Consider the following 24,636-nt stretch of genomic DNA (forward strand, 5'->3'; position numbering starts at 1 on the left):
TTAAATTAAAAAGAAAATGGGTTCATTAAACCGTGGTGAATACTGATCTGAAGTCCGCTGCCATCATGTTACCTGTGCTGGTCTTAACTGCAGTCCTTGGAACAGTGACGATGTATTTTGTACGTGCACGCCAGCTGCCAACAGGTTTTATGTAGAGCCTGTTACCTATGATCCTCTTACTGATGGACTTCAACCTTCCAGTGGATGTTTTAACCGTTATCTTACTGTAGGCCGGCCCCGCAATTATGCCGTTACTGAAGGTTATAACAATAATCTTGGTCCTTGAAACCCTTGTCGCACCATATTTCGGGTCAATGTAGGTCACAGCAATTGCAGATGTAAAGGAAGAACTGAAATCAGAGGAAAGCGTTGCACCATCAATGGTTTTTATAGCATCCATGGGTATGGTCACTCTGTAAATCACTCCAGGACTCCATCCTCCCATAGGGACTATTATAAGCTTGTCACCCCGAACGACTTTATTTATGTACTTTAAAACACCCGTAGAAGTCTTCACAGTTATACTGCTATAGGCTGACCCCGGAGTGATGTTGGAACTGAATGTGATAGTGATATTCCTGTATCTTGGAACTGAAATAGCACCTTTAACCGGATCAATAGAGATTATTCTTATTGATCTAGCCGGATTTCTGATAAGCGGGAGATTATCTGTTCCGCCAGTAAATGTGTAGGGGGTGTCTCCAAAACCATCTCTGTCAGAATCCACTCCATTGTAATCACTCCAGTAATTACCACCCACAGGTTTTGGCATGTTGAATATATTATCGGTGCCATGATTCTCCGCTGAAATTTCATTTGCTGCAAAAATATTTCCATATACCACTGTGTTGTTCACTGATCCGTAAATGTATAAACCCACTTTGTTATTGATGATGTTGTTATATGATATCTCATTAGAAGATGTAGGATAAAATGAGCTGAGTTCAATTCCACGGCCTCTGTTATTCATTATCGTGTTATTTGAAACTTTATTGTTATTTGAAAGTTTTCCAATTAGAATGCCCCTTTCAGTATTGTTTGCTATAGTGTTACCACTGATTAAATTATAAGATGATGCGTCGAGTGTTATTCCGTTCCCACTGAATGTTATCGTATTATTAAGAAGCTTATTACCATCTGCATAATGGATGTAAATTCCTTCCCCCATTGTAACTATTCTGTTTCTTAGAAGCGTATTGAATGAGCTGAAAATTAAAATTGAACTATTGGTCAGATTATTGTCTGAAACAGTGTTATTAAATGAAAGGGATCCTAGAGTTATCCCCCCACTATTCAATGTATTGCTTGAAATCGTATTATATGATGAATTGTAAAAATGGATTCCCAAAGTGCAGTTAATTATCTGATTGGATGATATAAAGTTATCCGAAGATTCAAAGAGCTGTATTCCTGTTTCGAGAGCTGTTATTCTATTATCTGTTATTCTGCATTCTGTGGATTTCAGGAATATCCCAGTGTTACCTGTTATGACAAATCCGTTCAGAACAACTTTTCTAGCAGTTATATTTACAGTGGGGCGATCAGTGTTCTGGGCATTTATCGTTGCTTTTCCTGTCCTGTTTGCCATGAGTGTTACATTTTCCCTGTTAATCTGGATGTTTTCAGTGTAGATCCCATCACCAACTATTATAATATCAGAGGGGCTACAGTCATCCAGTGCCCCCTGAATGGTGTCATAAATCTGCCCCGTCCTGTTGTTGAGAACAGCTCCAGATGATGTGCCCGATATGAGTAAGGTAAGAATAAAGACTCCTACAATATAAGTCCTTCTAAACATTATATCACCCGTTGAGAATCATGATCTCATTAAAATATTCTACTCTAAGCTAACGACTAAAAAATAAAATTTGAATGGTTAAATGGTGGTGAATACTGATTTGAAGTCCGCTGCCATCATGTTACCTGTGCTGGTCTTAACTGCAGTCCTTGGAACAGTGACGATGTATTTTGTACGTGCACGCCAGCTGCCAACAGGTTTTATGTAGAGCCTGTTACCTATGATCCTCTTACTGATGGACTTCAACCTTCCAGTGGATGTTTTAACCGTTATCTTACTGTAGGCTGGCCCTGCCAGTATGCTGTTACTGAAGGTTATAATAATAGTCTTGGTCCTTGAAACCCTTGTCGCACCATATTTCGGGTCAATGTAGGTCACAGCAATTGCAGATGTAAAGGAAGAACTGAAATCCGAGGTGAGGGTAACTCCATTGACAGTTTTAACTGAGTTTCTTGGTACGGTAATTATGTACCTGACACCGGGGCTCCATCCCCCAACAGGGGTAATGTAGAGCCTGTTACCAGTTATGGTCTTGTAAATCTTCTTGGAGACACCGCTGGATGTTTTGACAGTTATTTTATCATAGGCAGTACCGTTGAGGATATTCTCACTGAAGGTTATAGCAATCTTCCTGGTTGGTGAAACTGAAAGGGTGCCGTTGGCCGGGTCAACTGAGAGGACACGTAATGGTTTGAAGACTGTAACATTAACCGGTGTCATGTTATTTACAGTCACACTGTGGGTTCCATTATGAAGAGGGATGCTGAATGTCACCGTAACCGTTGACTGTCCAGCAACTTCGACAGTCTTCTGATCAACTATAGCGCCATCCACAACAAGCAATACAATCTCATCCTTTGAAAAATCACCGATATTTGTGATCTCAACCGTTACAGTAACATTTAATGGTTCAGTCCCATTCAAAGGTGTTACAGTGGGGTTACCGTAGTTTATGGTGGCCGGTATCAGCTCCCTGTTCACTGTGCGATTGTTGTTGCTTATACAGGCATCCCTTATATTTTTGTCCTCCAGGAGCTGGGTTGTGCCATTGTAGGGGATTGTTATGTTGACAACATGGATACCTGGCCCAAGGCCCACTGGCCTTGTTATGGTCTGTGTCTCGCCGTAATTGAGTGCGTTTATGTAGTGCACCGTTTCATTGCCATCACAGTTTATCTTAACCATGAACTGTCCTGTGGGGTCTATGCGTGTGAGGTTGGCCCTGCCGTTGTTCCTTAGAATCACCTGAATGTTTGTGGGTGTTACTGTGGCATCAATCACCGCAAGGTCAACAATGAGGGGCCTCTGGTCTCCATGGGTTGTTGGTACATCACCCAGTCCATCCCCATTGGTGTCATTCCCTGAGTAATATGACCAGTAGTTACCTATCTCTGTGTTGTTAAGGCGGTTACCTGCTACGAAGGAATACAAACCGTTTATGAGATAGTTTCCGTAGATGCTATTATCGCTACCGGTTAGATAAATATTGGAGCAGATCGAATTAGCTATCCTGTTAGCTGTTATGGTGTTGTTAACACCGTAATTGTAGATTCCGAAATTATTGTCGGTCATGTTATTATCAATTATGCTGTTGAAGGCGGCCCCGTTCATGGAAATTGAATACGTGTTATCTTCAAATGTATTCTGGGATATGGTGTTGTATGAGGAATCCTGAAGGTATACTCCTATCTGAGAGTTATAATGTTTCGTGAGATCAGGTTACCTGAAGAATTTATGAGATCTATTGCGTCTCCGCCACTGGTTATAGTGTTGTATATGATTGTACTGTTGGAGGAACCGTTAAGTTTAATACCTCCAGCTGTGGTGATGTAGTTTCTTGATACTGTGCAGTTGCTGGCATTCACAACTATTCCATAGTCATTGCCACCGGTTATATTGAATCCACGTATACCAACACCTGCTGCCTTTACGCTGATTACGGGCCGATTGGGATCAACTGGATTTATAACAACAGCTCCCCTATTTATTGATGTGAGAAACACATTTTCCTTGTCTATCTGGATATTTTCGGTGTAGGTTCCATCATCCACCCTTATACTATCGCCAGGTCCGCAATCATCCAGTGCCCCCTGAATTGTGTCATAAACCTCTCCCTTCCTCTCATTGTAAACAGCCCCCGAGGCTGTGCCGGAAAGGGCAGCCACAAAAAAAGCAGCCAATAACAAAATAAATACCTTTCTATACATACACCTCCCCCCAACTTTATTCAGATATATTTTGAACAAAAAACAATATATAATTTTCCGCCTTATTAAATAAACCTAAAATATTGGTTAAATGAGCATGTTTTTCGAATGGTGCCACATCTAGCCTTTTCGAATGGTGCCACATCTAGCCCTTTCATCAGGAACAGAAAAACCTATGAAAAGTCCTGATTTTATTGGGAAGCTGAACTATTATTAAACTGAAATGCGATAAATCATCAAAGGTGGATGGTGGAGGAACACCAGTAGATGAAGTTATACTGTTCATTAAATTGGAGGTTTTCATGTGAATGTTGGACTCATAGGATTTGGAACAATCGGGGCAGGGGTTGTGGAGATATTCAACACCAACCATGACCTCATAAGAGAAAAAACTGGAAAGGACCTGAAACTCAAAAGGGTGGTTGACCTTGACATAGAAACGGACCGTGGCGTTGATATAGACCCTGAGATACTCTCAACAGACGCTGATGATATCCTCAATGACCCTGAAATCGATATCGTGATAGAGCTCATAGGGGGCTATGAACCGGCCAGGAGCTTCATACTGAGGGCACTGGAAAATGGTAAGCACGTTGTAACAGCCAACAAGGCACTTCTCGCCAGACACTGGGATGAGATAATGGCCACTGCAAGGGAGAATGGAGTGAGGATCGCATTCGAGGCCAGTGTGGGTGGAGGCATACCCGTGCTGAGGGCCCTCAACGAGTCCCTTGCAGCCAACAGGATAAAATCCATTTATGGTATAATAAATGGCACAGCCAACTATATCCTCACAAGGATGGCCTCTGAGGGCATGGAATTTGATGATGTCCTCAGGGAGGCCCAGAGGCTCGGTTATGCTGAGAGAGATCCCACATTCGATATTGAGGGTCATGACACCGCCCAGAAGCTGATAATACTGGCTCTACTTGGCTTTGGCGTTTATGTACCCGAAGAGGACCTCCACGTGGAGGGTATAAGCAAAATAAGGCGTGATGACATTGAATACGCAAATAATGAGCTTGGTTGCAGTGTTAAACTTCTTGCAACGGCCTCTCTGGATGATGGTGAGCTGGAAATGGGTGTCATGCCCTTCCTTGTACCCCATGAACACCTGCTTTCATCTGTAAATGGCGTGTTCAACGGCATATACATCACAGGTGACTTCACCGGCCCTGTGATGTTCTATGGTAAGGGGGCCGGGAGGAGGGCCACTGCAAGTGCAGTTGTTGCAGACTGTATGGACATCGCCCTGAACCCTGAAAGTCCGCTGCAGCCAGGACCCGGTGTCAGGATGGTTGAATCCATAAGGGAGTTCCGAGAAACCAGATCAAGGTACTATATCAGGCTCGATGCAGTTGACAGGCCAGGGGTCCTCCATGAGATAGCCGGGGCCTTCAGCAGGCATGAAATAAGCATTGAATCGGTTACACAGAAGGGTGCACTTGAGGGGGAATCTGTACCCATATACATAGTGACCCATGAGGCAGCCGAGGGCGACATTCAGAGCGCCATCAGGGAGATATCTGAAATTCGGTGGGTCACGGGTGAACCTGTCCGCCTTAAAATACTCTAATTTTTTAAACCTCCTCTTTTTATTTTTCAGACTTATATATCACGTAAACCCCGGCATGAGTTCCTTCATCCAGGGTTTCCACCACCATACTTAATACTTATTAATAAATTAATAATAATACAGTGGTGGTGAATCCTATGTCCATTGCGGTTTCCATGATATCTGAATTCATGTTCTGTCCCATGAAGGTATATCTCCGTGAACTCCTGGGGATCAGTGAGCCGGGTAACAGGTTTGCAATAAGGTTAAGGGATACTTACCTCGATTTCAGGGCAGCTGCTGAGAGCAGAGCCCGAAAGATTGACGAGGATATCAGGATGGATGAACTGGAATCCATCCTCAGGGAGGACCTCGAGGGGATAATAAGAGGCCTTGATGAAACTGAAAGGGATAAGACAATGGACCTCATGCTCTTTGAGGTTGAAGCCACTGCAAACAGGATAATTAGGGCTATGAGCACCCTTGGGCTTTCAGGAGACATGGTGGCCCATGTGCTGTTTCCCCCATTGATCAGGGATTACCCGATAAACGATCCCTCCCTTGAGATCCATGGACGTGTAACCATGGAGCTGGTTGATGGCTCCTACTACCCCCTGAAGATCAAGACCTCCAAACCTCCCTTCAGGGGTGTCTGGCCAGCCGACAGCCTTGAACTCACAGCACATGCGATCCTGGTTGAGAGGGAATTTGAGACAGAGACCATGGTTTCATTCATAGAATACATACTTCCCGGTGAGAGAAGACCCGTCCTGGCAGATTATGGGAGAAGGGAGTACCTCTTCGATATTCTGGATGACATAAGAAGGATAAAGGATGACGGTGAGGTGCCTGAAGTTCAGGTAAAACCCTCTAAATGTGCCAGCTGCGGTCTTGCAGAGACCTGCTCACGGGAGGGTCCGTTTAAGTGACGGCGTTATAGCATCGCCTGCACAATAAACCCACATGAGATCACAATCCGCTGTACAATAATCATCAACATGTAAAAAAGACCCCGACATCCTGCCACTAAAATGATTAGAATTAAATAAACGTTAAAACATAATAATTCAAGGTGATGATATGAAGGAGGAGCTTCTTAAAAAGTGTGAGGATATTGACAGCCCGGATGTGATGAGCAGTTGCCGTGTTCTCCTGGAACTCGCTGCCAAGAAGAAGGATGAAATACCCGAAGAGGACCAGACCTACCTTGAAATGGCAGAGAACCTCAAGCCATCAGATGTATCAAAGGTCCTTGAACTGGCCCTTAAAATAAGGGAAAGTGGTGATATAAAGGACCCTGAACTCAAAAACGCGGCCAGTAAACTTATAAGGGCCATCGAGATGAGCTGAAGCCCTTATTTTTTTATCTCTTATTCTGGTGGCTAGAATTTTTCACCCCTTACCTTTTCGATGTTAAAAACCGCTGTGTCTGCAACCGCCATTACACTCATAACCCCCGCCTGTATGGGGTCTGTCACCACAAGATCCACAACATCTGTGACGCTCCCTGGCATGTTGAGGCTTATGACGATGATGTCATGTTCACCTTTAACCCTCTCAACAGCCCTTGTGATCTCCCCTCCCATGAGTGAACCGGCAAGTACCAGTGCGGCCACCCTTGGAAGCCTCCCAACGGCGCTGACAGCCTCCGCGAGTTCAGCCTCGCCCACGAGGGGTATGGTGTCGATGCTTATGCGCTCGCCCCTTATGTTGTGCCTGTCGGCCTCGCTGATGGCGCCCATGGCAACCTGGGACACCTGGGCCCCGCCTCCTATTATGATTATCCTCTTACCATAGATCTCCTCAAGTGACCTGTGCACCCTGACATCAACCACGGTTTTCGAGGCTCTGATTTCATCCAGGAGGGACTCCATGTCCTCCACATCCTCAAGTTCCATGTATATGGAGCCATGGCCATCCCTTTCAACATAGAGGTGGGCGTAGGTGATGTTTATGTTCCTTGAGGCTATCATGCCGGTTATCTCACTGAGAACCCCTGGCCTCTCAACCGTCTTTATACTGAGAGCCGCTGAACTCATTTAAACCACGAAAAAATTTAATCTGAAGCCTCCAGGAGGGCCTTCTCCCTCCTCCAGAGGCTCAGGTAGTTATCCTCATCCCTTACAGGTATTATTCTGAGGCCCAGTTTCCTGTGTTCCTCTATCCAGTCCTCATCAAACACAGGGACCTCTATCTTGATGTGCTCGTCGGTGGGATTCACGACTATGAGGTTCCTGTAGGGGAACTCCAGTTCCACTATGTATCCGCCGAGGCTTATCATGTGATGCGGTCTTATAACCATCTTCATGTTATCACCTTCATACGAATGCCACCACCAGTGCCAGGACCCCTATCACCGATGCTGCTGCTGTTACCGGGTAGAACTGCTTGAAAGTGAATACCGGTGCAAATGCACTGAAGACCGCCATGATTATTGGGAATATTACTGCAGCTGCCAGGTTGACGAGTATGCCCCAGCTGAGTATGTTTGGGGGTACCCCGATGAAAAGTACAGAGAACAGACACCCCAGTGTGAACATGAGGAATCCCCTAGTTATGTAGACGAATGCCCTGTACTTTGAAGCGTACTCCATGTATGGCCCCTCTATAACATCGGCCTTGGTCTTGAGTATGGCGAAGGGGTACTCGTTGAGGAGTATCATGTAGCCGATGAAGAATGCCACGGTACCTATAACCCCTGCAAGGGTGAAGAGTACCGGGCCATTGGCTGCCTGGTATGCCACGATGTCCCCAATGGATATGCTTCCAGCCATAACCGCAGGCACGAAGAGTGCGATGTATATGGGGAATGAACCGAATGCAATCAGCCTGAAAGCCCTCATTGCACTTAGATCCTCAAGGAAGTACCTCTGGACATTGGGGTGTTTGGCCCCCTTTGCAAGGTCAGGGAATGGCATTCTGAGGGACATTACTGACCTTGAGAGTGAACCCATGAAGACGTAGATCACCTCCTCTATCTTGAGGAATCCTACAACCGCCACGAGGCTTGCGAGGGCCCCAAAGGTGTACATTGGGGGTATGAGGAAGATAAGTATGAGGAGTGCTGATATGAACCCTACAATGGGGAGTGAGTTGTAGAGGCGTGGGAGTGGTGAGCATGGCTCAATGGTCCTCTTGTAAAAGAACTTGAGTGCAGCCATGAGTCCCGGGCTTGAAACAGGGGGTCCTATGCGCTGCTGTATCCTTGCATGGACAAATTTCCTCTCAATACCTGGCAGCCAGAGGCTTACAATCAATCCAAGTAGGACTGTTCCAGTGACAGATATGATTGAATATGATGCGTCCACTTTGATCACCTTTCAGCATTGAGGTCTATTATTTCAATTGCCCTGTCTGTGCATGTGAAGCAGGGATCGCACTGCACTATACCGAGCTGTGCATCGGTGATGTGGTGGCCTATGCAGGCATACTGCATGGCACCAATGTTTGACATTGAGGGTGTCCTTATTATTGAACCCCTCACCCTTCCATCCTCTATTGCATAGGAGTGGTAGAGTCTCCCCCTTGGGGCCTCAACGTAGCTCTTCACTATCCCTGTATCCTGCATCTCCCAGTTCCTGTCAACAACCCTTCCATCCGGGAGGTCCCTCAGGGCCTGTCTTATTATATTTATGGATTCAAATATCTCGAGGACCCTCATGAGGAGGTTTGCCCTGACATCTCCACCATCCTGGGTTATGACATCAAATTCAAATGGGTCATAGCATGGCATTTCAGTCCTTAAGTCAAATTCAACACCAGTTGCCCTGAGTGTTGGGCCTGTTACATGTAATCTGAGGGCATCCTTCCTGCTTATGGGGCAGACCCCTGTTATACGGGACATCACCATTGGATCGGAGGTGAACCTCTCTGCAAAGGCCTCAACCTTCTCCTCTATGAAGTCCATTCCCTCACTTATCCTCTGGGTCTTCATCTCATCAAGGTCTGCCCTCGGTCTTATACCACCAATGATGGGTACACCGTACTGTACCCTGTTACCCCCTATGAGCCTCAGAAGCTCCATGACTGTCTCCCTTATGTAGAATAGCCTCATGGAGAATGTTTCATGGCCAAGGACCTCATTTCCATGGGCCAGATAGAGAAGGTGGCTGTGGATTCTTTCAAGTTCCCCAACTATTATCCTTATGTAGGATGCCCTTTCGGGTATCTCCACGCCAAGGCCCTTTTCAGCCACCAGGACTGAATTCCAGAGGTGGACACCTGAACAGATTCCGCATACCTTCTCTGTCAGGCTGTTGGCCTTCTCCACGGGGAGGCCCTCCATTATCCTTTCAATACCCCTGTGGTTGACCCCGACGGTTATCTCGGCGTCTCTGACTATTTCATCCTCAACGAACAGCCTCACACGGTAGGGTTCTATGGCTGCCGAGTGCACGGTACCCATTGTTATTTCTGTCTCAATTATCTCCCTTTTCCCATCCATTGTAAGCACCCTGAATTATCAATCTGCCTCCAGAAGTTTTGGCAGTGCTGCGACTGCCCCTGCAAGGACATCTTCAGGTCTTACCGCGCATCCAGGGACCTTTGCATCCACAGGTATGACCTTATCCACTGGGCCGCAGATTTCCTCTGAGGGGATGTCCCCATGTATATTCTTGTAGACCCCGCCCATCAGAGCGCAGGCCCCTGCAGCTATAACCGCCTTGGGTTCTGGTATTGCATTGTATATCTCCTTAAGTGGCCCCTCGTTCTGTTTTGTGACCGGACCGGTTACTATGAGTACATCGGCCTCCCTGGGGTTCCATGTCAGGAAGATCTTGTACTGTTCGGCGTCATATTTTGGTGAGAGAACTGCGTTCACTATCTCTATGTCGCAGCCGTTGCATCCCCCGGTGTATACGAGCATTGCATGTACAGCTCTTGCCCTTGAAAATGATTTAAGACCCATAATCCATCACCTACATCTTCCTTGCAGCCTCTGCAAGGGTATCGGTCCTCTTTATAACGCTTTTATCCGCCAGAAACTGTGATATGAACTTCAGTTTGTCCTCACTTATCTTAACGGGTTTCTGAAGTATGGATCCGGCGTCAAATTCCACCTCTCCCACATCATTGGGGTGGATGGTCCCTGGTTCCCCGAATAGTGCGTAGAGGGGGCAGAAGTCATGGCAGTAATAGCAGTGAACACACTTTTCACTATTGAGGACCGGTATCTGTTTCTTTATGAGGCCCTCTATGATCTCAACTGGTTCATCCAGGTCCTTCATCTCGATGGCCCCTGTTGGGCATGCATTTGAGCATCCAGCACATCCTATACATGATACCTCCGCAACCTTTGGTTCTGGTTCCACTGTGCCCTCAAGGATCCTTTTTCTCAGTTCCATGTCCGTTACCCTGTCTGCTGCAAAGAGTATCCTCTTGAGGTTTGTGTAGGAACCCTCCAGCATTATCCTTAATATGTTCTTCACCTGAGCCACCATCCATTAATCTGATAAACCGAACTCCCTCTCAAAGAGAACCGCCCTTGCAGGGCATATGTTTGAACATGCGCCGCAGTGTATGCATTTATCCTCATCCACCATCATGAGACCGCTTTCATCCTTTGATATTGCATCTTCGGGGCATATCTCCAGGCAGAGGCCGCATCCGATGCACAGGCGGGGGTCTATGAGTGTGAAACCTCCTGTTATCCTTCTCTTCTTCATGGTAGTTTTTGGTATGGCATCTGCGGGGCAGTGGATTCCGCACTTCTCACAGAGTATGCATTTATCGGTGTCCACCTCTATGGAGCCCCTCTTAAGGGTTATGGCATCAACAGGACATATCTCTGAGCACACACCACAGGATATGCAGTCCTCTGAAACCGAGCCGTCCCATCTCACCGTCTTGAAGTCACGGGCCCTGCTCACATCACACGCCCTGACGCAGCGGCCACAGGATACGCAGTAGCCCCTCAGTTCCCCGTCAACCATCCTCAGGGTTCCAGCGGGACATGCGTCTATGCAGGGGGTTTCATCGCAGTCCCTGCAGAGGGATGGGTCGTATCTCAGCTTGCCATCAACCATTTTGAGGGCGCCCCTTTCACAGGCTCCGGCGCAGAGCCCGCAGTTGAGGCAGGATACTATGCTGCCCTCAAGCTCTGTTTCTGGCCTCCTTATCTTCACCTCAAAGTCATCCACGTATATTGCTCTGCTCGGGCATTCCCTCAGGCATTTGAGGCAGAGTGTGCACTTCTCAGGGTCTATCTCAAGGTCCTCTATTGCCCCCACAGGACAGACATCCTCGCAGACACGACACTCTGTGCATACTCCCTCATCTGTATCAACGATTATCGCCCCTGTTGGACAGTAGTACTGGCATCTCCTGCAGAGGGTGCATTTCTCAGGGTCGGTGATCACATTTATCCTTGTGGCCTCATGGCTCTGTGGTGTTCTCCTCACAGGTGGTTTCACCGCCAGGTTGAGTGATTCCAGGAAGCGGAGCTGTCTGTCCTCTATGAGGTCAAATGCATCCACCCTTGCCCCAAGTGGGCATTTATCCACACATAGACCACACCTTGCACATATGCCCTTAACGACACCGTCCTCTATCCTTATGCTGTTTACGGGGCACGTCATCTCACAGACACCGCAGGCGTTGCACTTTGCCCTGTCAACCACGTATCCCCCGTATCTGTTCCTGCGTATTGCCTTGTTTGGACAGGCCTCCATGCATGCACCGCAGGTTATGCAGCTGAAGGCCCTCCCATCAATCATCCTTATTGCTTCAGTCGGGCATGCCCTGATGCATTCTCCAAGTCCCTCACATTTTCCTGTTGATATGAACATGATACTAACCCCATGATATTATCAGCGCCCAAGTAAGAGTTTACCCACCACTATACCTGCTGCTGCCGCTGCAAACCCTGTGGCAATGGGGATATCGGTGTAGTACGGGAATGGGCCGATGTTCCATGCCACCAGGATGAGTACTAGGAGCAGCACAATGTAGGTGGATGCAGGAAACTCATCATCCCTTATTCTGCTTCCAAGTATGAATCCAAGTAGAAACCCGAAGATTATTGGACCTGTAAACATTCCTGATTCCCCACTATTCTGTGACCTCTTCACCCCTGAACTCCATGAAGGTTATTACGATTGCACTGAGCCCCACGAGGACCTTGAGGCCCACAACTATGTTGAGGTAGGGTATTATACCTGCATGCGTCGGGTCAGGGTAGTTGAAGAAGCCGCTGACACTCTGTGATATGCCATAAAGGTCAACTCCCAGGTTGTAAAGGAAGAAACCTGAGAATAACAGGCCGCAGAGTCCCAGTGCAACGTATCCAAGCGCCCCTATGCTTTCCATTGCAGACATGAATTCATGTGAAAACTGGAAGGGGCTCTTTTCGATTCCGTATACTACTGCACAGAATATGAACCCGGCTGCAACCATCGCACCCCCCTGAAATCCTCCTCCAGGGGTTATGTGGCCCCCGAGCACTGTCAGGATCCCCAGGCACATTATAAATATTGCTGCAGGGAATGCGAATATCTTAAGTATTGTACTCATCTCTCTTTCCCTCCATCATCTCTCCCTATCTGGACCTTACCCCTTCCAAATACTAGAAGGGTTACAAGTACAGCCGTGACAAGTATAAGGGCCTCTCCAAGTGTATCGTAGGCCCTCCAGTCAAACACGACAACCGTCACCATGTTGGGGGCTATCTTTGTTCCGAGGTAATTGTAGATAATGCTTATTCCAGGGTTTATCACCTTGCTAAGGTCAATGATGGCATCAAAGAGTGTTACCCCGAAGAGGCCAAGGGCCACCGTTGCCATGAGCCCCCTGATGGATTCAGACACCTGAACCACCCCAGTAGAATATTGAAACCAGTATTCCAAGAGTCATGAGCGCATAGAATATCATCCTGCTGAACTCGTCCCCCTGTTCCCTTCTGAGTCTCACAGAGAGCGGGAACGAGGTCAGGAGGAATACTGCCAGCAGGAGAACCGTGAACACCATGAGGATGAAATTTATCTTCCTCAGCATCACCGCAGCTATCAGGACAGCTGCAGTTACGGTTATCTCTGCTGTGAGTGCTGCTGAGGCCGAAATGTTGCTTACTCCCTTCTCACCATCTTTTTCTGTTAATTCCCTTATCCTGTCTATTACCGTATCATAGAAGCTCATCTCATCCCCTCTCATATTATAAGACCCTGTATCAGTGATGTGAACTGGGATGTTGCAATCCAGGGCGCCAGTCCCAGTGCCGTGCATATGAGAATCAGCACCACAAGTGAGAATACCGTTGACCTGGGGACCGATTCTGATTCCAGTTCCATTCCCTCAGGTTCGGGTCTGAGGTAAACCGAATAGAATGCCCTGAGGAAGGTCATGAAGGTGACTATGCTGAGGAGTATCATCACAACACCCAGCTCAGGGAATCCTGCCTGGATGGATGCCTGTATGAGCATCAGTTTGCTCTGGAATACATTGAATGGTGGTACACCCGCCATTATGAATCCTGAAAGCATCACGAGACCTGCAAGGCCTGGTTTATATGCTATGAGACCTCCTATCCTTTCAGGGTCGGATCTTCCAGTCATGTAGAAGATTGTCCCGAAGCCCAGGAATATGCATGCTGTTATGAGGGCCTCGTTGACAGCCTGAAAGAGACCGGCCGATATGCTGGCTGCGGTTCCAAGGCCAAGGCCTATTCCAATGTACCCCAGTTCACCCACCGCAAGGAAACCTATCATCCTCCTTAGATCCGTCTGCATGAGTGCCATGCTTATACCAAGAACCATCCCTGCCAGTGAGAAGAACACCATGGCCCACCTCACAAGAGGCATATGGTAGAACATTCTCAGTATGACCAGTGCAAGGGCTGTGAAGGTGAAGACAGAGAAGGCCTGAAGAAGTGCAGCACCATGGGGCAGGGCCTTGCTGTAGACCGCTGATTTGATGGTGTGGAATGGTGGGAGCCCCGTTCCGTAGAGCCACCCGAAGAGTATGAGTGATGATGCAAGCAGGAATAGGGGGCTGCCAGGGTTAACAAGGCCGCTTCTCATTGAAAATACTATATCTGATATGTTAACGTTGCCTGTCAGCGCAAGGAGTATGGCCACCCCCAGGAGGAGCATGGGGGCTGCCACTCCACCTATCATCATGTATTTGAGTGCGGTTTCATAGCTGCGCTCCACCCCCGAGCAGAGTATCACACCAACCTGTGCAAGTGCCGCTATCTCAAAGAAGACATAGAGGTTGAATATGTCATCTGTGAGGACTATGGCTGTAACAGCTGCCGTTCCCATAAACATGAGGAATGCGTAGACGCCTGAAGGTTTCCTGACCTCATTGAGGGATGTTAAAACTGCCAGGAACGCCACGATTGATAGTATGAGCAGGAATATCCTCTGGGCACTTCCAAAGAGGTATGTTATCCCCGGGTGAAACGAGTAGAGGTACGATGACTTTACGGAGTCGGGCAGCCCTGATGCAATGGCAGGATTCTCGGATAGGGGGGCGTAGCCCCCAAAGTAATGTGCACCGTACCCTGCAAGGAGGGGTATGATTGGAAGCAAGATTGCCACTGCAACAGCCAGTGCCTTCACGGTTCTGTCCCTTCCATGAAGGAGGTTAAGTAGAAGTGCACACAGAATCGGTAAAACCACCATGACCGGTATAAGTGGATTCATAATTTCTCACCTGTTAAACTCCTGATTTTTCACTCTTCCAGCACCTTGGACGCGCTTATGGTGCCGTGTTTATGGTAAAGGATTATTATTATGCCGAGCATCACAGCAAGGGTGCTGGCCCCTATAACTATGCTTGTGAGTACAAGTGCAAAGGGCAGCGGGTAGGATGCGTTCTGTGCAAACCATGTCCCTGACATTCCTGGAAGGTAAATGTAGACTATGCCCCCGGGCCTGTAGCCCAGTGTCACAAGGAAGAGGTTAACGCCGTCGGCTATGAATGAAAGGGCTATAACCTTCTTTATGAGGTTGTCTATGAATATCACGGCCACAGCACCTATGACCATGAGACTTCCTGCTGTCAGTAGGGATGCCAGCTGTAAAGAGATCATCATTCTTCCTCCATTCTCATTGTCCTGTAAGCAGCAAGTGCAAAGAAGACAGGTATAATTGCGGATCCAACTATCGCCTGTGTCAGTGCCACATCAGGTGCCAGTAGCAGCTGGTAAAGGGCGGCTATCGCAGCCCCGGGGACCCCTGTGAGTATTGCTGCCTTCAGGAGGTCCCTCTGGACCAGTGCAAGCACCGCTCCAAGTATTGCTATGATCATTATCACGTATTCGATCATCTAATCCCCCTCCCCATAATAGTGGGCGTTTGCTATTGCATGTGAGACGAATGGTGCCAGTATGAAGTATGTTGCGGCCAGGAGTGGTTCTCCAAGGGCAAGGAGTGCCAGTATGCATGCAACATCGGCAATACCCAGGACGTGGATCCTTGCATACAGGACCCTCTCTATATCGTCCCTGAATCTGAGTATACCTATGGCTGCCAGTATCACGAGTATGGATGAAATGATCAGGATAGCGGACCTTAAAATCATGATGTACACTTCTATCAACCCCTCAGAACCCTCGCAAATGCTATGGTACCAACTGGCCCCAGAAGAACAAGGGCATAGGCTATATCACGGCAGAAGCCAACCCCATAGATCCTGTTTATGAGTATGAGTATCGTTGCGGTGGCCAGACTGAACGCTGATATACCAACAAGGCCCATCCCTATGCTCTTTCTTGTTGCGATCCTCACCGCTGCAATGGAGAATACTGCCAGTGAAGCCAGGAGAATATATTCTGATATCATCAGCAGATCCATGAAAAACCCCCTATTCAAGCATCCCCCTTATGTAGGGCTCGAATGGTATTATGTCCTCCCTGCTGCGGGGATATATTGCAGCGACCTTCAGGATTCTGTTCTCAGAATCAAGGTCAACCGAAAGTGTTCCTGGTGTGAGGGTTATGCTGTTTGCAAGTATCGTCTGGGACACCGGTCTTGTGAGTTCAGTCTCTATTTCCACTATTACAGGCTCAATGTTTCCATTCAGTGTTTTTACTGCCACGTCAGCTGTTGCCTTAAGTATCTCATATATCAGGACCAGGAAGTAGGCGATACCGTACAGAATCCTTGTGATAAACATTTTATAGCTCCCTTCTATTTAGTACCAGTTCTAATTAACATGATTATTTATGATAATATAAAGTTTTCTATATAAATCGTAATAAAAATGTGATAGTCGTTGATTACAGCAACAGGAGCACGTAGAGTACCACAAGGGCCCAGAAAATCAGCATAAGGATCCCAAAGCCCTTTCTGAAGGTTCTCCCTGAGAAGGGCCTCATGAACCTGACCCCTGATGGTGTGAAAGAATCAAGGACATCATGGCTGATGAAGCCAATAAGGAGGGGTCCCATTATTGTGTAGAGATTCATTGTGGGAAAATCCGTGAGGAAAACCCCAAGAAGAGTCAGAAGTACGAATGGTAAGATCATCACCCTGTTAAGGAACATGAACCCCAGAACCGTGAGTATGACCATGATTGATGCCTTCCCATCAAGGCCCAGTGACCTCAGAAGGAAGAACACCGATAGAACAAACACCGTCAGACAGGCAGAGATTATGAGGGCCCCCAGAATTGAATGTGTGAATCCCCTGTGCCTTGAAAGGTAGAATATGAGGGCAAGATCCATGAGGGCAATCCCCGCAAGGTAGGGAAGACCCAGGATATAAAATACAAGGAATATCACAAGTCCAAAAAGAAACACCGTTGACACATTCTCTGATTTAACCTCATGGTCCATATCCGGAATCATGGACCCCAGAAGTGCCAGTGCAACCGGGAAAACCGCCTGGAAAATTGGGGACGCCATTATGATTGAAAAGGCGGCATGTTTCTTATATGAGGACACTGACCCACCCCGCTCTACTGAAGGAACACATCCAAACACCTCATCATGATAGAATACCCATGTACTTCAGGAAAAGCCTCATCTGCAGGAGCGACCTCCCGTCACTGCCCTCCCTGACAACTCCATTCTCAGATAAAACCTCACAGGTTACAGAGGGGATGCCGGCAAGATTGCATTCATCCTCAAGGGCCCCCCTGTAATGGGAAGACGCCTTCTCATAGCATAGAAGTTTTGATGAGGTCCTTGAAGTTATGTAACGGGCTATCTCCATGCTTTCATGTTCAGGTTCCTCTGAACAGAAAACCCCCTCAACGCCGGGTTTGCTTCCAGGTGCCGTGGAGTGGAAATCTGCAAGGGCATCCACCCCCATCTCACATGCCCTCCTGAATATGGAATTTGTTACAGACCCCCTGATACTGGCCGAGCGGTTCAGATCATGGCCCGTGAACCATCTGCTGTTCTTCATCGTTGCCCATGGGGCAGCAAATGGTATCACATGAACTGTCCCCCTGATATCCATGGATAAAAGCTGTTCTGAAAGCCTTACAGCCGCTACCTGTGGGGGTATCTCATTGCCATGGACCCCAGCCACTATCATCACCACTGGCCTCCCCCCTCCAAAGGTGAGCATCACTGTACCCTTCCGGGAGTACTCTGCCAGTTCAAGGGAAAGTTCTGAGCTTAAATGTGGCCGTAGAGCATCATTGAGAGTAACATCACCCCCCGAGCCCTCATGTACAGTTGAAATTTTGATCGAGTCCTCCCTCACAAACATCATGGTCACCACGCACAGAACCATAAACCTAATAGAGTATCAGGGATCCCCATTGCAGATCTCTCAGTTAACCGGAAGCGATGATAGCACCTTGACCCCATCCATATGGGTCTCCGGCTACACCGGGGACAGACTTAATAACACCTACCCATTATATCTATAATGCTGGTAATAAAAACATGAGTATTTGATTCTTATAAGGTGATTGTTATGGATAAGGTGGTTCTTGCTTTCAGTGGAGGTCTTGACACATCTGTATGTATCAAGCTCCTTGAGGAAAAATACGGTATGGAAGTCATAACAGCCTGTGTGGATGTTGGTCAGCCGCGGGAGGAGGTTGAAAGACCAGCAAGGGTTGCAGAGGAACTCGGAAACTATAAACACCACACAGTGGATGCAAGGGAGGAGTTTGCAGAGAACTACATATTCCCCGCCATAAAGGCAAATGCAGTATACGAGGGCTACCCCCTCAGCACGGCCCTTGCAAGACCCCTCATAGCAGAAAAGATAGTTGAGGTGGCCGAATCCGAGGGCGCATCTGCAATAGCCCATGGATGCACAGGTAAGGGGAACGACCAGTTCCGTTTTGAGGCGGTTATAAGGTCAAGGACAGACCTTGAGGTCATCGCACCCATAAGGGACCTGAACCTCACAAGGACAGAGGAAATGGAATACGCCAGATCCTGCGGCATACCCCTGCCCTCCGATAAGCTCTACAGTATAGACGAAAACCTCTGGGGGCGTGCAATAGAGGGCGACATCCTGGAGGACCCCATGGTGGAACCACCTGAGGACGCATTCCAGTGGACAAGGCCCATCGATAAAACCCCTGAAGAACCAGAGGTGGTCGAGATTGAATTCAGGAAGGGTGTCCCAGTTGCACTGAATGGTGATGAGATGAAGCCCCTTGAACTCATAGGCCTTGCAAATGAAATCGCTGGTAAACACGGGATTGGAAGGGTTGACATCATGGAGGACCGTATCATAGGTATGAAGAGCCGGGAGATCTATGAAACACCCGCAGCCTTCCTCCTCCTGGAGGCCCACCGGGCCCTTGAGCAGCTGACACTTACCAGGAGCGAGCTGCGATTTGCTGATATAATCAGTGGCACCTATGCTGAACTCGTCTACAGTGGACTCTGGCATGACCCCCTCCGTGAGGACCTTGATATGGCAATAAACCACATGCAGAGGCGTGTAACCGGAATGGTGAGGGTCAAGCTACACCGGGGCAGTATGCGGGTCATAGGCAGAAAGTCACCCTACAGCCTCTACAGTGAGGAGATAGTATCCTTTGAGGACAAGACCCTTGACCAGAGGGAGATGGCAGGAATGGTCAAGAACTACGCCCTCCAGGCAGGGATATACAACAGGGTATGCAGGAAGGAGAACTGATGGAAGGGTTCTCATTCCTTGTTCTCATTGTGGTTGCCACATTCATAATTGCGGGGGGTCTTGCGTCCCTCAGAATACTTTTTGGTGTTGGAAGGAAGATACTGGCACTTGCAGGAAACATAGTGCTTGGTATTTTTCTTCTTTTTGGTGTTAATATACTGCCATTCGTAAACATCCCCATCAACCCTCTTACAGTCCTTGTGGCTGGTTTTGGTGGGGTGACGGGAGTCGGGATACTTCTCATTGGAAACATCCTTGGGCTGGTCTGAGGATACCCCTTTGATATTATTTTTGACGGCGCAGTGTAAAGGAGGCCCCTGTCAGCCTCCCCTTGCTATTAATTCAACTCTTACTTTTTGATGGCTCAGAAACCATAGGTCCGCATATCCATTGCCCCTGGAATAAAATCATGGATATCTGATGCTAAAAATCCTGTTCCATATTTCTCCATTGCCAGTTCCCCTGCCTTACCATTTATGAATGCTGCAAGTGAGGCGGAATCAAATGATGAAAGCCCCATTGCACATAGACCCGCAGTTAAACCAGCAAGGCAATCCCCTGTACCACCAACAGTCATCCCCTGGCAGCCCGTCCTGTTGAGGCGGAATCTGTCACCCTGGAATATCATGTCCACATGGCCCTTCAGAAGAACCGTTCCCCTTATCCTTGAGGAAACAGAGCTGAAGGCAGCCACCCGTTCACTGAAATCGGCGTATATCTCGGATCTGAGTTTAAAGAACTCCCTGAATTCACCCATATGTGGAGTTACAGTTAGATCCCTGTAGTCAGTGACATGGGAGTAATCAATCAGCCTGAGTGCATCGGCATCGAGTACCAGGGGTTTCCCCATTTCCTGGAGTGCTCCAATAAGTTCTCTGAAAGTTTCTGATGTTGATTGGTGCCTACCAGCCCCACAGCCCACAAGAACAGAATCGGCATTTTCTGCAAGTTCCAGGAGCTCCCCCAGGGACCCTGGCCCTATATATTTACCCTCAAGTTTCCTGACTATTAGATCAGGTGCGATGGATTTGATGGCGCTGGCTGCGCTGCCCGGTGCTGCAACGGTTACAACGTCTGCACCTGCCCTCAGTGCGGAGATGGCTGCGAGTGCAGGGGCCCCTGAGTAGTGATGGCTTCCACCGATAACCAGAACCCTCCCGTTTTCCCCCTTATGACTCTCAGGGCTCCTGGAGGGTATTCTTAGAAGATCCCCTGGACCCACAAATACCTCGGCTGCCCTTGGTATCCCTATGTCCCTCACCACGATTTCGCCTGTGATGGCAGGGTCCGCCTTTTCAAGTCCATCCTTCATCCTGTGAAAAGTCACCGTAAGGTCTGCAGATACAGCAACATCATCCACGGTACCAGTCTCTGGGCTGAGTCCGCTTGGTATATCCACAGAAACCTTAAATGCGTCTGAAAGGTTTATGAGTTCAATGGCTGACCTTGATGGTTCCCTTATAACCCCCCTGACACCCGTGCCAAGTACTGCATCAACAACCACATCTGCATCCACAGGAAAAAGCTCAGATGAATCACTGACTGCCCTTACACCGAGTATGCCTGGCTCCGGCTGCATGGCCATGAGAACATCCCAGTTACGCCGTGCCTCCGCTGACCCTATCCTTTCGGGGTGCGTGAGTAGGAGAACCTCAACCTCGAATCCCATGTTAAGGAGATGCCGTGCGGCAACAAACCCATCACCACCATTTCCCCCCGATCCGCAAAATAATATGACCCTTCCTCCATCCGCATAATTCCCTATCTCCTCTGCAACTGCCCTTCCAGCAGTCTCCATAAGGGAAAGTCTTGGAATACCAAGGTACTCGGCATTAATATCAGCTGCTGCCACATCAATCGGCTTCATGACTGTTTCACCATCCTTAGAATTTCAGGGTTAATTCCAGAGCCCCCACTCCAGATACTCTGAATTTATATTATTGACTGACAGATATTTAACATATCAAGAGGCGAGGTTTCCCATGCCACCCAAAAGGAATCTGGTGGAGAATATCCCATACGTTCCCCTATCAGTCATATACTATGCCCTCGCGGCTCTGGCGGCTCTCATAATTTATGGTATACTTGGCTCAATGTACATAATGGGTCTTGACCTCTACAATGCCATCTACTTCACAGTGATCACCATCGCCACTGTGGGTTACGGGGACATAACACCAGTCACGGTATCCCAGAAGATATTCTCTGTTACCCTTGCCCTTGGTGGTGTGGGACTCATAGCCTATGTTCTAAGCTTAACCGTTTCGGTGATCACGATGACACTGCAGGAGACCATATCAGGTGCCCGGATACGGAGGTTAATGCAGTCAATGAACAACCACTTCATTCTCTGTGGTTTTGGCCGTGTTGGATCCGCCGTTTTTAAGGAACTCCAGAAAAGGAATCAGAAGACCATAATAATTGAGAAGGACCGGGAAATAGTGGAGAAGGAACTCTGGGAGGATCCCAACGTACTTGCAATACCTGAAAGCGCCACAGATGAGGATACACTCAGGGCTGCCGGCATAAAGAGGGCCCGTGGGGTTATAATAACAACCGGGGATGATGTTGACAACCTCTTCATAACCCTCACCTGCAGGGAGCTGAATCCAGACATATGGATCGTGACAAGGTCCAGTAAGAGGGAAAACATAAAGAGGCTCTACCGTGCAGGGGCCAACCGTGTGATCTCCCCTGAGATCAGCGGGGGTGAGGACATCTACTTTGCAGCCATGGAGCCCACCATGGTGAAGATAACAGTTAAGCATGATGTTGAGGATATTGGAAAGGAGGCAGAGATAATACTCAAGTATGGCTGCACACTGGAGGATATAGAGTACCACCTCCCTGAGTTCAAGGAGCCCTTGGTGAGGAAGATCGGAGTATCCAAGAAAAAGGAACTTGAACGGTTTTTAAATGCCCTTGAGGGAGACCCCTCCAGAAAGAGCTCCCTTACAAGGATCTATGAGTCTGTGAGCGGAATACACTCCCACTGGATATCCGGGCCAGACCGGGAGAGTATAGATAAGGTCATAGATGAACTCAGAGAGGAGGGTATCCTTCTCGGCGTTAACCTAGATGACAATGAGATAAAGGAAGTTGCAAGGAAGCATGGGCGGCTTGTTGAGATAATAATTAAACCTGAGATGAGCATTGTTGAAAACCACGGCGTGGATGATATAAGAAGGGAAGCAGAGATCATAATAAAGAATGGCTGTACAATCGAGGACATAGAGTACTACCTTCCAGGTTTCTCAGAGCCCCTCAGAAGAAATGTGGGTGTTGACTCAATTGAGGACGTCGACCGTTTCATAAAGACCCTCAGGAGTGACTCCCGTAAACTGGAATCCCTTGACAGACTCTACACCCTCTCAGGTGGGGGCATACATACACACAGGATATCAGGACCTGACGCAAAAAGCCTTGATAGGGTGGAGGAGGAGCTCAGGAAGGAGGGTTTCCTCATAGGAGTTAATCTGGACCTCGCTGAGATCAAATCCATAATACAGGAATCAGGAAGGGTTGTTGAGATGCTCCTGAAGCATGACCTGGGTAACATGGACGACAAGGAGACAATTATAAGGAGGGGCGGTCGAATCCTTGACTCAAAGCACTACCTTCCAGGGGTGAGGCAGGTGGTCACAAGGAACCTCAACATACGGAACATGGATGACCTCCGGAGGTGCCAGGAGGAACTTGAAAAGCCAGACGCCAGGAGATCCCTGAAGGCCCTGTACAGCATATCAAGGAATATACACTCACACACCGTCGCTGCAAGTGACGTTAAGGTTATAAAGAAGATTGAGAGGGACCTCGAAAAGAGGGGTGTGCTCCTTGGTGTTAACCTCTCTGAAGATGAGATATGGGACATAGTTGAAAGTGAAATGATGGAGAAGTTCTGCATAGAATAAAAAATGCTTCAATTCTTAAAAATAAAAAAATAGAGTATTTAGAAGAGGTCATGGAGTTTGATCTGGTATGCTCCAAGGTTGCCGCCGTAGTTCCCTGCACTTATCTTAATTATGCCTGGAACGGTACATGCGGCCTTTATACCTTCCTTCATTGCCTCCCTTACAACCTCTTCGTTGACACCGTCTATAACTATCTCATATACCCCGTTGACGTTTTCAGGTATCTCGCTGCCCTCAACCTCATCCTTGAGTGTCACGCACATCTTCTCATTGGTTGAGGCGTTGAGGAACTTGTACTTGTTTGATCCAACCTTTGAACCTGAAGCCACCACACCACCGGGGAATGGTGTTACCGTGCCTTCAACTGCGGCTATTGCATCCACTGCAGCCTGGGCCGCAAGGAGGGCTGATGCCTGACTGTCACCCATGATGAAGAAGTTTCCGCCTGCAACCCCGTCCTTTATTCCAAATTCGCTTTCAATGAGGAAGTCGCCTGACATTATCGGGATTGAGTGGATTTTCCTTCCATCAATTTCAAGTTCCTTCTCGTAGCCATCCCCGAAGAACTTGAGTTTGAATCCCACATTGAGCTTCTCGTCCTCGTCATCGAGAGCATCGAATACTGCGGTTGTTGGTGCTGTAAGTATACCCATCCCTATCCTTTCAAGGAGTTCATGGTCCAGGTTCTTCTTTGATGGGTTGCAGATCATTATTATGTATCCGGGCCTTCCATCGGGTGTCTCCTCTGGTGGAACGTAGCAGTCTATACCTGCCTCTGCAGGGCACCCTATAACAGATGTACCGTAACCTGTTGCCTCGGTTGCAGCTATCTTTGCAAGTTTTTTGGTTGCTGCAGTTACAAGGACCCTTGAAACCTTGATACCGAAGGCCTCCGCAAATGTATCCTCTATTTCAACACCATTTATCTCCATAATTATCACCTAGTTGATTTAGTGGAAGAACTGCTAATATATTTTTCTAATTTTGTTTAGGTATTAAGGCCCGTTCAAAAATCAGTTATCTTCTCAGCACCCCAAGGGCACTTTAAATGAATCTAAATGATCTTCTGCAGAATTAAAAGTACTAAACCGCCGCCTTGAATCTACATGAT

At 47.9% G+C, this 24,636-nt stretch carries 30 protein-coding genes; 6 read left to right on the forward strand and 24 right to left on the reverse strand.

Features of this window, described 5'->3' with window-relative positions; translation table 11 throughout:
• Positions 1 to 25 precede the first annotated feature (25 nt).
• From MTBMA_RS08950 to MTBMA_RS07905, 3 genes are all read right to left on the reverse strand, one after another.
• On the reverse strand, positions 26 to 1,798 hold the full coding sequence (locus tag MTBMA_RS08950) for a NosD domain-containing protein (protein ID WP_013296406.1): 1,773 nt from the start codon (positions 1,796 to 1,798) through the stop codon (positions 26 to 28).
• A gap of 78 nt (positions 1,799 to 1,876) precedes the next feature.
• Complete coding sequence (locus tag MTBMA_RS07900; RefSeq protein ID WP_333473120.1) at positions 1,877 to 3,487, reverse strand: Ig-like domain-containing protein; 1,611 nt, start codon at positions 3,485 to 3,487, stop codon at positions 1,877 to 1,879.
• Positions 3,484 to 4,005 carry a right-handed parallel beta-helix repeat-containing protein gene (locus MTBMA_RS07905; RefSeq protein WP_013296408.1) on the reverse strand — a complete coding sequence of 174 codons (522 nt, stop codon included), beginning with the start codon at positions 4,003 to 4,005 and terminating at the stop codon, positions 3,484 to 3,486. Before MTBMA_RS07905 ends, MTBMA_RS07900 begins: the two co-directional genes overlap by 4 nt.
• Positions 4,006 to 4,309: 304 nt before the next feature.
• Here MTBMA_RS07905 and MTBMA_RS07910 point away from each other — a divergent pair, with 304 nt between their 5' ends.
• From MTBMA_RS07910 to MTBMA_RS07920, 3 genes are all read left to right on the forward strand, one after another.
• Entirely contained in the window at positions 4,310 to 5,581 is a 1,272-nt protein-coding gene (locus tag MTBMA_RS07910) for a homoserine dehydrogenase (RefSeq protein WP_013296409.1), read from the forward strand.
• A gap of 137 nt (positions 5,582 to 5,718) precedes the next feature.
• The gene (locus tag MTBMA_RS07915; RefSeq protein WP_013296410.1) at positions 5,719 to 6,489 is read left to right on the forward strand and encodes a CRISPR-associated protein Cas4; all 771 of its coding nucleotides are present in this window, start codon (positions 5,719 to 5,721) and stop codon (positions 6,487 to 6,489) included.
• A gap of 151 nt (positions 6,490 to 6,640) precedes the next feature.
• Positions 6,641 to 6,910 (forward strand): hypothetical protein, encoded by a 270-nt coding sequence (locus MTBMA_RS07920; protein ID WP_013296411.1) that lies wholly within the window; start codon positions 6,641 to 6,643, stop codon positions 6,908 to 6,910.
• A gap of 32 nt (positions 6,911 to 6,942) precedes the next feature.
• On the opposite strand, the gene MTBMA_RS07925 is transcribed toward MTBMA_RS07920, so the two are convergent.
• From MTBMA_RS07925 to MTBMA_RS08015, 19 genes are all read right to left on the reverse strand, one after another.
• Positions 6,943 to 7,599 carry a DUF5612 domain-containing protein gene (locus tag MTBMA_RS07925; protein WP_013296412.1) on the reverse strand — a complete coding sequence of 219 codons (657 nt, stop codon included), beginning with the start codon at positions 7,597 to 7,599 and terminating at the stop codon, positions 6,943 to 6,945.
• A 17-nt stretch (positions 7,600 to 7,616) separates the two neighbouring features.
• Positions 7,617 to 7,868 (reverse strand): energy-converting hydrogenase B subunit P, encoded by a 252-nt coding sequence (locus tag MTBMA_RS07930; protein WP_013296413.1) that lies wholly within the window; start codon positions 7,866 to 7,868, stop codon positions 7,617 to 7,619.
• A gap of 10 nt (positions 7,869 to 7,878) precedes the next feature.
• Complete coding sequence (locus MTBMA_RS07935) at positions 7,879 to 8,868, reverse strand: respiratory chain complex I subunit 1 family protein (RefSeq protein WP_013296414.1); 990 nt, start codon at positions 8,866 to 8,868, stop codon at positions 7,879 to 7,881.
• Between the two features lie 5 nt (positions 8,869 to 8,873).
• Complete coding sequence (locus tag MTBMA_RS07940) at positions 8,874 to 10,004, reverse strand: hydrogenase large subunit (protein ID WP_013296415.1); 1,131 nt, start codon at positions 10,002 to 10,004, stop codon at positions 8,874 to 8,876.
• Between the two features lie 18 nt (positions 10,005 to 10,022).
• Positions 10,023 to 10,469 carry an NADH-quinone oxidoreductase subunit B family protein gene (locus tag MTBMA_RS07945; RefSeq protein ID WP_013296416.1) on the reverse strand — a complete coding sequence of 149 codons (447 nt, stop codon included), beginning with the start codon at positions 10,467 to 10,469 and terminating at the stop codon, positions 10,023 to 10,025.
• A gap of 10 nt (positions 10,470 to 10,479) precedes the next feature.
• The gene (locus tag MTBMA_RS07950) at positions 10,480 to 10,989 is read right to left on the reverse strand and encodes a 4Fe-4S dicluster domain-containing protein (protein ID WP_013296417.1); all 510 of its coding nucleotides are present in this window, start codon (positions 10,987 to 10,989) and stop codon (positions 10,480 to 10,482) included.
• Positions 10,990 to 11,004: 15 nt separating this feature from the next.
• Positions 11,005 to 12,348, reverse strand: a complete 1,344-nt coding sequence (locus MTBMA_RS07955; protein WP_013296418.1) for a 4Fe-4S binding protein — start codon at positions 12,346 to 12,348, stop codon at positions 11,005 to 11,007.
• A 21-nt stretch (positions 12,349 to 12,369) separates the two neighbouring features.
• Positions 12,370 to 12,597, reverse strand: coding sequence for a hypothetical protein (locus MTBMA_RS07960; protein WP_013296419.1), 228 nt, complete (start codon positions 12,595 to 12,597; stop codon positions 12,370 to 12,372).
• 13 nt (positions 12,598 to 12,610) lie between these two features.
• Positions 12,611 to 13,072, reverse strand: coding sequence for an MnhB domain-containing protein (locus MTBMA_RS07965; protein WP_013296420.1), 462 nt, complete (start codon positions 13,070 to 13,072; stop codon positions 12,611 to 12,613).
• Positions 13,069 to 13,365: an energy-converting hydrogenase B, subunit H gene (locus MTBMA_RS07970; RefSeq protein ID WP_013296421.1), complete on the reverse strand. Its 297-nt coding sequence runs from the start codon at positions 13,363 to 13,365 to the stop codon at positions 13,069 to 13,071. Before MTBMA_RS07970 ends, MTBMA_RS07965 begins: the two co-directional genes overlap by 4 nt.
• Positions 13,358 to 13,693 (reverse strand): hypothetical protein, encoded by a 336-nt coding sequence (locus MTBMA_RS07975; RefSeq protein ID WP_013296422.1) that lies wholly within the window; start codon positions 13,691 to 13,693, stop codon positions 13,358 to 13,360. The genes MTBMA_RS07970 and MTBMA_RS07975 overlap by 8 nt, the downstream gene beginning before the upstream one ends.
• An 11-nt stretch (positions 13,694 to 13,704) precedes the next feature.
• Positions 13,705 to 15,201, reverse strand: a complete 1,497-nt coding sequence (ehbF, locus tag MTBMA_RS07980) for an energy conserving hydrogenase EhbF (protein ID WP_013296423.1) — start codon at positions 15,199 to 15,201, stop codon at positions 13,705 to 13,707.
• Between the two features lie 29 nt (positions 15,202 to 15,230).
• A complete protein-coding gene (locus MTBMA_RS07985) occupies positions 15,231 to 15,590 on the reverse strand; it encodes a cation:proton antiporter subunit C (RefSeq protein WP_171770416.1) in 360 nt (119 codons plus the stop codon).
• Positions 15,590 to 15,826 carry a DUF4040 domain-containing protein gene (locus MTBMA_RS09115; RefSeq protein ID WP_013296425.1) on the reverse strand — a complete coding sequence of 79 codons (237 nt, stop codon included), beginning with the start codon at positions 15,824 to 15,826 and terminating at the stop codon, positions 15,590 to 15,592. The genes MTBMA_RS07985 and MTBMA_RS09115 overlap by 1 nt, the downstream gene beginning before the upstream one ends.
• A complete protein-coding gene (locus tag MTBMA_RS09120) occupies positions 15,827 to 16,081 on the reverse strand; it encodes a DUF2109 family protein (RefSeq protein WP_048901309.1) in 255 nt (84 codons plus the stop codon).
• A gap of 14 nt (positions 16,082 to 16,095) precedes the next feature.
• Positions 16,096 to 16,353 carry a monovalent cation/H+ antiporter complex subunit F gene (locus tag MTBMA_RS08000; protein ID WP_013296427.1) on the reverse strand — a complete coding sequence of 86 codons (258 nt, stop codon included), beginning with the start codon at positions 16,351 to 16,353 and terminating at the stop codon, positions 16,096 to 16,098.
• 10 nt (positions 16,354 to 16,363) lie between these two features.
• Positions 16,364 to 16,675 (reverse strand): monovalent cation/H+ antiporter subunit E, encoded by a 312-nt coding sequence (locus MTBMA_RS08005; RefSeq protein ID WP_013296428.1) that lies wholly within the window; start codon positions 16,673 to 16,675, stop codon positions 16,364 to 16,366.
• 103 nt (positions 16,676 to 16,778) lie between these two features.
• A complete protein-coding gene (locus MTBMA_RS08010; RefSeq protein WP_013296429.1) occupies positions 16,779 to 17,444 on the reverse strand; it encodes a metal-dependent hydrolase in 666 nt (221 codons plus the stop codon).
• 43 nt (positions 17,445 to 17,487) lie between these two features.
• Complete coding sequence (locus MTBMA_RS08015; protein ID WP_013296430.1) at positions 17,488 to 18,219, reverse strand: succinylglutamate desuccinylase/aspartoacylase family protein; 732 nt, start codon at positions 18,217 to 18,219, stop codon at positions 17,488 to 17,490.
• A gap of 210 nt (positions 18,220 to 18,429) precedes the next feature.
• Between MTBMA_RS08015 and MTBMA_RS08020 the strand changes: the two genes are divergently transcribed.
• A complete protein-coding gene (locus tag MTBMA_RS08020; RefSeq protein ID WP_013296431.1) occupies positions 18,430 to 19,614 on the forward strand; it encodes an argininosuccinate synthase in 1,185 nt (394 codons plus the stop codon).
• A complete protein-coding gene (locus MTBMA_RS08025; RefSeq protein ID WP_013296432.1) occupies positions 19,614 to 19,883 on the forward strand; it encodes a pro-sigmaK processing inhibitor BofA family protein in 270 nt (89 codons plus the stop codon). The genes MTBMA_RS08020 and MTBMA_RS08025 overlap by 1 nt, the downstream gene beginning before the upstream one ends.
• Before the next feature lie 95 nt (positions 19,884 to 19,978).
• Here the strand turns inward: MTBMA_RS08025 and MTBMA_RS08030 are convergent, their stop codons facing one another.
• Positions 19,979 to 21,481 (reverse strand): bifunctional ADP-dependent NAD(P)H-hydrate dehydratase/NAD(P)H-hydrate epimerase, encoded by a 1,503-nt coding sequence (locus tag MTBMA_RS08030; RefSeq protein ID WP_013296433.1) that lies wholly within the window; start codon positions 21,479 to 21,481, stop codon positions 19,979 to 19,981.
• 115 nt (positions 21,482 to 21,596) lie between these two features.
• Here MTBMA_RS08030 and MTBMA_RS08035 point away from each other — a divergent pair, with 115 nt between their 5' ends.
• Positions 21,597 to 23,525 carry a 3H domain-containing protein gene (locus MTBMA_RS08035; RefSeq protein WP_013296434.1) on the forward strand — a complete coding sequence of 643 codons (1,929 nt, stop codon included), beginning with the start codon at positions 21,597 to 21,599 and terminating at the stop codon, positions 23,523 to 23,525.
• A 38-nt stretch (positions 23,526 to 23,563) separates the two neighbouring features.
• Here the strand turns inward: MTBMA_RS08035 and fhcD are convergent, their stop codons facing one another.
• Positions 23,564 to 24,457, reverse strand: coding sequence for a formylmethanofuran--tetrahydromethanopterin N-formyltransferase (fhcD, locus tag MTBMA_RS08040; protein ID WP_013296435.1), 894 nt, complete (start codon positions 24,455 to 24,457; stop codon positions 23,564 to 23,566).
• Positions 24,458 to 24,636 lie beyond the last annotated feature (179 nt).

Source organism: Methanothermobacter marburgensis str. Marburg, assembly GCF_000145295.1.
Lineage (GTDB): Archaea > Methanobacteriota > Methanobacteria > Methanobacteriales > Methanothermobacteraceae > Methanothermobacter > Methanothermobacter marburgensis.

Bases quoted from the DNA above. Each gene is read 5' to 3' on its own strand.
- MTBMA_RS07940 (WP_013296415.1), bottom strand. From the start codon at position 10,004: ATGGATGGGAAAAGGGAGATAATTGAGACAGAAATAACAATGGGTACC.
- MTBMA_RS08950 (WP_013296406.1), bottom strand. From the start codon at position 1,798: ATGTTTAGAAGGACTTATATTGTAGGAGTCTTTATTCTTACCTTACTC.
- ehbF (WP_013296423.1), bottom strand. From the start codon at position 15,201: ATGAATCCACTTATACCGGTCATGGTGGTTTTACCGATTCTGTGTGCA.
- MTBMA_RS07960 (WP_013296419.1), bottom strand. From the start codon at position 12,597: ATGTTTACAGGTCCAATAATCTTCGGGTTTCTACTTGGATTCATACTT.
- MTBMA_RS07965 (WP_013296420.1), bottom strand. From the start codon at position 13,072: ATGAGTACAATACTTAAGATATTCGCATTCCCTGCAGCAATATTTATA.
- MTBMA_RS08020 (WP_013296431.1), top strand. From the start codon at position 18,430: ATGGATAAGGTGGTTCTTGCTTTCAGTGGAGGTCTTGACACATCTGTA.
- MTBMA_RS09115 (WP_013296425.1), bottom strand. From the start codon at position 15,826: ATGATCGAATACGTGATAATGATCATAGCAATACTTGGAGCGGTGCTT.
- MTBMA_RS07985 (WP_171770416.1), bottom strand. From the start codon at position 15,590: ATGATCTCTTTACAGCTGGCATCCCTACTGACAGCAGGAAGTCTCATG.
- MTBMA_RS07920 (WP_013296411.1), top strand. From the start codon at position 6,641: ATGAAGGAGGAGCTTCTTAAAAAGTGTGAGGATATTGACAGCCCGGAT.
- MTBMA_RS09120 (WP_048901309.1), bottom strand. From the start codon at position 16,081: ATGATTTTAAGGTCCGCTATCCTGATCATTTCATCCATACTCGTGATA.
- MTBMA_RS08035 (WP_013296434.1), top strand. From the start codon at position 21,597: ATGCCACCCAAAAGGAATCTGGTGGAGAATATCCCATACGTTCCCCTA.
- MTBMA_RS07955 (WP_013296418.1), bottom strand. From the start codon at position 12,348: ATGTTCATATCAACAGGAAAATGTGAGGGACTTGGAGAATGCATCAGG.
- MTBMA_RS07925 (WP_013296412.1), bottom strand. From the start codon at position 7,599: ATGAGTTCAGCGGCTCTCAGTATAAAGACGGTTGAGAGGCCAGGGGTT.
- MTBMA_RS07915 (WP_013296410.1), top strand. From the start codon at position 5,719: ATGTCCATTGCGGTTTCCATGATATCTGAATTCATGTTCTGTCCCATG.
- MTBMA_RS08030 (WP_013296433.1), bottom strand. From the start codon at position 21,481: ATGAAGCCGATTGATGTGGCAGCAGCTGATATTAATGCCGAGTACCTT.
- MTBMA_RS08025 (WP_013296432.1), top strand. From the start codon at position 19,614: ATGGAAGGGTTCTCATTCCTTGTTCTCATTGTGGTTGCCACATTCATA.
- MTBMA_RS08015 (WP_013296430.1), bottom strand. From the start codon at position 18,219: ATGTTTGTGAGGGAGGACTCGATCAAAATTTCAACTGTACATGAGGGC.
- MTBMA_RS07945 (WP_013296416.1), bottom strand. From the start codon at position 10,469: ATGGGTCTTAAATCATTTTCAAGGGCAAGAGCTGTACATGCAATGCTC.
- MTBMA_RS07905 (WP_013296408.1), bottom strand. From the start codon at position 4,005: ATGTATAGAAAGGTATTTATTTTGTTATTGGCTGCTTTTTTTGTGGCT.
- MTBMA_RS07930 (WP_013296413.1), bottom strand. From the start codon at position 7,868: ATGAAGATGGTTATAAGACCGCATCACATGATAAGCCTCGGCGGATAC.
- MTBMA_RS08005 (WP_013296428.1), bottom strand. From the start codon at position 16,675: ATGTTTATCACAAGGATTCTGTACGGTATCGCCTACTTCCTGGTCCTG.
- MTBMA_RS07975 (WP_013296422.1), bottom strand. From the start codon at position 13,693: ATGAGCTTCTATGATACGGTAATAGACAGGATAAGGGAATTAACAGAA.
- MTBMA_RS08000 (WP_013296427.1), bottom strand. From the start codon at position 16,353: ATGGATCTGCTGATGATATCAGAATATATTCTCCTGGCTTCACTGGCA.
- fhcD (WP_013296435.1), bottom strand. From the start codon at position 24,457: ATGGAGATAAATGGTGTTGAAATAGAGGATACATTTGCGGAGGCCTTC.